Annotated in this window: 3 protein-coding genes; 1 reads left to right on the top strand and 2 read right to left on the bottom strand. The window is 26.1% G+C overall.

Annotated features, from left to right (window positions below; translation table 4 throughout):
• Nucleotides 1-164: 164 nt before the first annotated feature.
• On the bottom strand, nt 165-989 hold the full coding sequence (locus M0D11_RS05370; protein WP_252320789.1) for an HAD family hydrolase: 825 nt from the start codon (nt 987-989) through the stop codon (nt 165-167).
• A 10-nt stretch (nt 990-999) separates the two neighbouring features.
• Nucleotides 1,000-1,341, bottom strand: a complete 342-nt coding sequence (gene trxA, locus M0D11_RS05365; protein WP_199188855.1) for a thioredoxin — start codon at nt 1,339-1,341, stop codon at nt 1,000-1,002.
• Nucleotides 1,342-1,880: 539 nt separating this feature from the next.
• Between trxA and M0D11_RS05360 the strand changes: the two genes are divergently transcribed.
• A complete protein-coding gene (locus M0D11_RS05360) occupies nt 1,881-3,263 on the top strand; it encodes an MFS transporter (protein ID WP_252320787.1) in 1,383 nt (460 codons plus the stop codon).
• Nucleotides 3,264-3,395: the final 132 nt, after the last annotated feature.

The raw sequence follows: 3,395 nt of genomic DNA, 5'->3' as shown, positions 1-3,395 counted from the left end.
TGCTCCCTAATAATTCAATGAATAGTTAGTTTATATTAAAAGAATGCAAATTTGAAAAATATTTATTTAAGTATAAAGGATATTGAATTAAAAATGCTGGTAATTGTCCAGCATTTTTAAAGTTATATTTGATAATAAACTATATTAGAAAATTAAACTATTATTTATTCAAACTCTGATTTAGGAAATACATATTTATCGATAGCTTTTGCAACACCACCACAAGTATTTTTACTAGTAACATCATATGCTATTTCTTTTAAATTAGGATGAGCATTTTGCATTGCAATACCATATTTAGCCCATTTTATTAATTTATAATCATTCATACCATCACCACAAGCTAGTACTTGCTCAGGAATAATATTTCATTTTTTGCATAAAAATTGTACAGCAGCAGCTTTATTAACACCAATTGGATTAATTTCGATAACACTATGAGAAGAAGTAGCAAGTTCTAAATCTTTTATAGTATTTAATTGTTCTAAAATTGGATTAACTTGTTTTTTCTTTTTACAAAATAATAAAATTTTATACATACCCTCATCGGTATTCTCATCAATTTGTTTAGTTGGTAGGTTATTAAAATTTTCCATAATTTTAACTTTTAGTGATCTGCGATTAATTAAGCCTGTTTTATTATCGGTACTATATCCTCACATTGCTAAATTATTTTTATTAGCAAATTTAATTATTGTTTGTATTTGTTCTTTTGTTAATGATTTTTCATACAATATATCTAATCTATTATCATTAGTAATATCAAGGATGTTACCACCATTATAACAAATAATATGACCGGTTTTTTCATGCATTAAACATGATTTTGCAATATCAATGGTTGAACTTGGTGCTCTTCCTGTTGCAATAATAACTTTAATATTTTTTTGATATGCTTTTTGAATTGCAATTAGATTTTTAGGATGAATTTTTCATCTACTTTTCAATAAAGTTCCATCTAGATCAAGAACAATTAATTTAATAGCCATTATAAATACCTTATTTTCCTATTTCTTCGATAATATTAGTCATATCTTTTTCAGAAACTAAACCAAAAGTTTTTTTAACTTCTTTTCCTTCTTTATTAAAATAAATTAATGTTGGAATTGATTGGATTTCATAATCTTTTGCTAGTTCTTTAGCTTTGTCAACATCAACTTTAATAAAATTAATATTTTTGTGTTTTTCGTCATTAGCAACATTTTCAAATCTTGGCCCTAACATTTTACAAGGACCACATCATTCTGCTGAAAAATCAATTACTGTTATTTTTTTTGATTGTAAAAGTTGCTCAACTTCTTTTATAGAATTAATATGTTGTATTTTGCTTTCATTATGCATGTGTTCACTACCTTTTCTTTTAATTTATTTTATGGTTTAATTCTATCATTAGTTTTAATTTTTAAAACATTAAACGATAAAATAATTTTTTTAATTTTAGTTATTACTATTTTAGTTATTACTATATAAATATTTATAATTTTTTTAGAATAAATTCATAAGAAAATTGTAAATTATTTTTTTTAAAATTAAAGAAATATCTTTTCAATTTTAGAATATATCTGTTATAATCTGAAATATATAGGTTAGGACTAAACAATTTGAGAAGGGGATAAATAAATTATTAGTACATTTTATAAAACTGTTTAATAAATAAATGTAAATGAATTTTAAAAGGTGTAGAGTTAATATTTATTTATGGTATTTCAAAAAAATAGTTTGGTAGAGAGTTATTTTTTAATTTTTAATATTATTTATTTTTCCACAAAAACAAAAATTGTAAAAACCTATGTGTTAAAGTATGTTTATATTAAGTTTTTAAGAGCAGGTTATTTGGGTTACTATAATTTATGCATCCTTTTAGAAGGAGAGTAAAAAAAATGTCTGTTTTTAATAGACTTGCATGTGTTTTTAAGCCACCTGCAAAAAAAGAAATTTTTAGTGAAGACTTAAAGCAAGTTAATAAAAAATTTATTATTTTACGTAATCAAGTTTTTGGTTTTAGCATTTTATCATATATTCTTTACTACTTTACTCGTCAAGCGTATACAGTAGCGGGTTCTGCTTTAGAAAGCAATGGTAGCATAACTAAAATGGAGTATGCTTTAATGGGAACAATTTTTGCCGTTGTTTATGGTGGTGCTAAATTTATTGTTGGAAATGTTGCTGACCGTAGTTCAGGAAGAGTAATCATGATTTTTGGATTATTTGTTTCTTCTATTTTAAATATTATTATGGGTGGTGTAGTTGCTTTTGCTGGAACTAAAATTAGTGTTGGCCCATTTGTAATGATGTTGAGTTTGATTGCGATGTTAGCTGTTTTCCAAGGCATGGGCTGACCAGCTACAGCTAGACTATTTTCTCATTGATTTACTGATAAAGAACGTTCGGGACGTATTGGAATTTGAAACTCAGGACAAAATATTGGTGCTGCTTTATTACCGGTTGTTGTTATTTCTTTAGTAACATTACTTGATCCGGGTGGAACAATTTATGGTTTATATTTTTGAATTCCTAGTATTTTTGCTTTAGCTATGATTCCATTATGTTTATGAGGATTGCGTGATCGCCCTGAAGCAGAAGGCTTACCTACTGTTGAAAAATGAAAAGGTGTTCTAGAACATAAAGAAGAAAGAGTAGAACTTAATTGAAAAGAAATTTTTGTAAAATATATTTTAAAAAATAAATTTTTATGAATATTAGCATTTGCTAATATTTGAGTATATGTTGTACGACAAGGACTGGCAGGATGAACATTAATTTTAATGAAAGATATTCATGGCTTAGATTTAAAACACAGTAAATGATTTGCTGCCTGTTTTGAATTATCTGGTTTATTTGGTGGTATTTCTGCAGCATATTTTGCTAAGTGATTTTTTAATAATCGTAAAGCACCATTAATGATATTTGGATTATTGATTGCACTTTGTGGACTAGTTTTATTGCAAGTTGCTCCTCGTGGTAATATGCCTATGCTTATTACTGCTTTAATGATTGCTGGTTTTGGTATTTATATGCCACAAGCGATGATTGGTGCTACTGCTATTGAACTAACAAATAAGAAAGCAGCTGCTACTGCTTCAGGATTTACAGGATTATCTGGTTATTTTCTTGGTGATGCTCTTTTTTCAAAAGTAGTAATTGCTGGTATTGGTAATGAAAACTGAGATTATGTATTTTATTACTTTTATGGTTGTATTGCTGCTGCTATTATTTCATTAGCTTTACTATGAACAAAAAATCAAGATAATAAAATATTATAAAAATATTATTAGATTAGCACCATAATAAGGGTGCTAATTTTTTTATTTAAAATGATATTTTAATTATACATAATAGAGAAAACGTGTTATTAATATAAGTTTAAAAAGGAAAGAAGCAAAGACAAATGTGTC

The organism is Spiroplasma endosymbiont of Lariophagus distinguendus, from assembly GCF_023846195.1.
Lineage (GTDB): Bacteria > Bacillota_I > Bacilli_A > Mycoplasmatales > VBWQ01 > Spiroplasma_E.
This window is presented reverse-complemented; position numbering and strand designations above follow the sequence as displayed.